This window comes from Bacteroidota bacterium (genome assembly GCA_018831055.1).
Classification (GTDB): Bacteria; Bacteroidota; Bacteroidia; order Bacteroidales; family B18-G4; genus M55B132.
The window spans coordinates 1-3,890 of sequence record JAHJRE010000142.1 but is presented as its reverse complement, the minus strand read 5'-3'; the positions used below and the strand labels follow the sequence as shown (position 1 = coordinate 3,890).

General features: G+C 40.4%; 4 protein-coding genes. All 4 read left to right on the top strand.

Annotation, left to right across the window (positions count from 1 at the left end; translation table 11 throughout):
• The first annotated feature begins 52 nt into the window (after positions 1 to 52).
• Positions 53 to 466: a transposase gene (locus KKA81_09225; protein ID MBU2651102.1), complete on the top strand. Its 414-nt coding sequence runs from the start codon at positions 53 to 55 to the stop codon at positions 464 to 466.
• Positions 436 to 1,389 (top strand): IS3 family transposase, encoded by a 954-nt coding sequence (locus KKA81_09220; GenBank protein MBU2651101.1) that lies wholly within the window; start codon positions 436 to 438, stop codon positions 1,387 to 1,389. Before KKA81_09225 ends, KKA81_09220 begins: the two co-directional genes overlap by 31 nt.
• A gap of 320 nt (positions 1,390 to 1,709) precedes the next feature.
• Entirely contained in the window at positions 1,710 to 1,874 is a 165-nt protein-coding gene (locus KKA81_09215; GenBank protein MBU2651100.1) for a T9SS type A sorting domain-containing protein, read from the top strand.
• Between the two features lie 86 nt (positions 1,875 to 1,960).
• Positions 1,961 to 3,890: S8 family serine peptidase (locus KKA81_09210; GenBank protein ID MBU2651099.1), on the top strand; the 1,930-nt coding region annotated here is incomplete at its 3' end.

Genomic DNA, 3,890 nt, shown 5'->3' with positions numbered 1-3,890 from the left:
TGTCAGTGCCTGAAATATGTTGACCACTTTTTGACCATCAAAAAGTTAAGAAATGGCAACAACATCATCTTTTAAAAAGCAATTTGACCAAAGGAGACAACGTACTTTTTCAGAATCAATCAGAAAAGAAGTTGTACGCAAAATCGAGAACAACCTATTAACAGTCAGAGAGGTCAGTATTGACTATCAAGTTTCCCGAACATCTGTCTATAATTGGGTGTATAAATACTCATCTTTGTATAAGAAAGGACATCGTCAAATCATTGAGCCAATGAGCAGTTCAAAACAAATTAAAGTATTAAAAGACAAGATTAAGGAACTGGAGCAGATTGTTGGTCAGAAGCAAATAGAACTGGATTTTTTAAACAAACTGATTGAAATAGCAGAAGAGGATCTAGGCATAGACATTAAAAAAAAAACTGGTTCAAAACACAAATCTGGTTCTGGCAAAACCAAGAAAGCTTAAGTTATTCTCTAAACAAGCTTTATCGAGTACTGAATACTTCTCGTCAAGCTTTTCATGGTAAAGTAAACAGGTACATGCATATCCAAGAAAAATATCATCAATTAGAAGTAATAATGAGACAGTTCCGAGAGGATCACCCAGGAATGTCATTGCGAGACGCATATCATGTGATAAATCCAAGTGATATAGGCAGGGACAAGTTTGAGCATTACTTACAAGCACAAGGTTTTGGCGTAGGCAAGAAAAAGTCATATCATAGAACAACAAATTCTAACGGGGTAATCCGCTTTCCCAACCTGATAGAAAATATAGAGTTGACACGTGTCAACCAAGTCTGGGTTAGCGATATAACGTATTATCAAATGGCTGATACCTTTTGCTATTTGACCTTCTTAATGGATTTATACTCCAGAAGGATATTAGGTTACAGCGTAAGTGATTCTTTATTAACAAGCTATACTACAATACCAGCTCTATTAATGGCTTTTAAAACAAGAGGAACTAATACTCATCCAGGATTGATAATCCATTCAGATGGTGGAGGCCAATACTACTGTAAAGAATTTAAAGCCTTGACTAAATCTGCTAAAATGCTCAATAGTATGGGAAAAGCAGCTTATGAAAACCCACATGCTGAAAGAGTAAACGGTATTATCAAAAATAATTATCTGGTATATTATGCCCCAAATAACTATAAGGACTTACTAAAGAAGACAAAAAAAGCTGTAATGATGTATAACCACCAAAAACCGCACTCTGCTTTAAATAAGCTAAGTCCAGTACAATTTGAAAAACTCATTGACAGTAGAGATATTGAAAGCGAGAATAACTCTTCGAGTTATTGCCCGCTTTCAACATCTTATTATCAAAATAAAAAATTAAATTTGATCAGTAAACCTCAAAAAACGGTCAACGTTTTTTAGGCATAGACATGATTTAATTTTTCAAAATCAAATATCAAATATCCTGGGTCAGTTATAAATCAGATATCGTTAATCGTTAATCCCCCACCCACCCCTGGCTTACAGTATACCCTGACAAAATACTCCAAGCTTTTGAAAAAATAACACAAGGGAAAATTCAGGTCTCATCGGAAATTTATATCAGGATATCAATGGCAATGATATTACTAATCTGGATAGCTTGACTGTTTTGAAATCAATTGGGGGTTCTTTAAGGATAGGATTTGCTGATTCTCTACCTTACGGTAATGATAACCTGTCCAGTATAACGGGATTGCAAAATATTCCATCAAATCGGTCAGGAAATAAAAGAATTTAATCAACAAAACGATCACTTCGGATTAAACAAGGTTTCCTGGCAAACAAATGATTTACCGGCAGGCGTTTACTTCTGCAAAGTAACAACAAACGAAAGAATACAAACGAGAAAAATTATAAAACTTTAACCACCCCGCCCCGGTCCTACCCCGGTCACACTTAGCTTGTCGAAGTGAAGGGGGAAGGCTGGAATGGGAGTAAAAACAAAATCATCATGAAAAAATTCTACTTATTGATCGCAGCGCTCCTGGTCATGGGAATGACCTCGATGATACCAACCGAAAAAAATGACGGTCAGCAAACAACATTCCCCGTCATGGAAAATAGTCAACCCATGTTCTACAAGGGCATGATCACCATTAAGGTAAAGGAGGGTATTGGGGATTTAGGTAAACAAAAAGAAAATGTCTCCTTTAACATCCCTTCACTCGATACAAAAGCCGGAAAATACCAGGTGGATCTCCTGGAAAAAAGATTCATTTATAATCCTAAAAAGCTTAAAAGAGGCATGCCCGATCTTTCCAGGATATACAGGATAGAATTTCCCGAAGAATATTCTGTATTAAAGGTTGCAGAAGAGTTCTCCAAAGATCCGAATATCGAATATGCAGAACCTGTACCTGTTAACTATTTTCTTGAAGAGCCCAACGATTCACTGTATAGCCAAATGACTCATCTTCCCCAGATCAAGGCCGATTCTGCCTGGGAAATCCATAAAGGCGAAAATGGTGGGGAGGAAGTGGTCATCGCTATCGTTGACTCCGGTATCGAATGGGACCATGAAGACCTGATTGATAATATCTGGCAAAATTTGGGTGAAGATGCGGACGGCGATGGCCATGTCCTCCAACAGACGCTTTTTGGTGAATGGATCTTCGACCCGGGGGATGAAAATGGTATCGATGATGACGAAAATGGCTATATCGATGACTTTATTGGATGGAACTTCTTTCTATCCAGTAATGATCCCAATCCAATACCCGGCACTTTTATGTGGGATCATGGCACCCTCATGGGAGGATACGCGAGTGCTGCAACAAATAATGAGATCGGTGTTGCAAGCATTAGCTGGAACCTGAAAATATTACCCATACAGGGAGGTTGGGACAATGTCCCGTTGCGCAGTTATGATGCAATCATTTATGCTGCTGAAAACGGTGCGGATGTAATAACGAATAGCTGGGGCAGTTATGGCTTTGCTTCCCAGGCCGAGCGTGAGGCAATAAACTATTCACTGGAGTTAGGCAGTATTATCCTTGGTGGCACAGCTAATAATAATAAGTTTGAAAATATGTATCCCGCCTCCTTTCCGGGGGTTATTGCTGTGGCTGCACTGAACCACCTCGATGAAAAAGCCAGCTATTCCAATTATGGCCCACATGTGAAAATAAGCGCTCCCGGAGGGGACAATCCCTATTATTTATGGTCCACCTCTGTGGATAATAGCTATAACAGTGCATGTGGAACGTCCTGTGCCACACCCATTGTGGCAAGCCTGATGGGCCTGGTCAAATCATATCATCCCGACTGGTCTTCTGACCAGGTGATCACGCAGGTACTCGGAACAGCCGATAACATCGATGCCATCAATCCGGAGTACGAGAACCTGCTGGGTGCTGGCCGGATCAACGCATACAGGGCACTTACCGATGTCGCGGAAATTGTCCAGGAAATTACCCTTGATCTCTATCATTTAACCTTCCAGGATACGGATGGAAATGATATCCTGGAACCCGGTGATACGGTTAGCCTGGATATCATGCTAAGGAATTACAATTATGGAGTGGGTGCTGAGGATGCAACCTTCACGCTTATATCCGAAGATCCGGACATAAGCATCCTGAATGCCGAATGCACCCGGGATATTCCTGCCGATGATTATTTTACGCTGGAAAATGTCTTTCAATTTATCGTACTGGATGCAGATTCCACCCACTACGCTAATTTTCAGCTCATTACCACAACAGACGTTGAGATAACCTGGGGGGATACCATCGATTTACACGTTTTGGTCGCACCGCAAGGATTCCTGGTTTACCAGGATAAAGGATCAGGCGTGAACGCCTATAGTGGTGATTTCATCAATGAATTCCTCATTGAGCAGGGGTACCAGGTGTTCTACACTTCACACTTCCCATCATCAC

Excerpts from the sequence above, each read along its gene's own strand:
- KKA81_09225 (MBU2651102.1), top strand. The coding sequence starts at position 53 with ATGGCAACAACATCATCTTTTAAAAAGCAATTTGACCAAAGGAGACAA.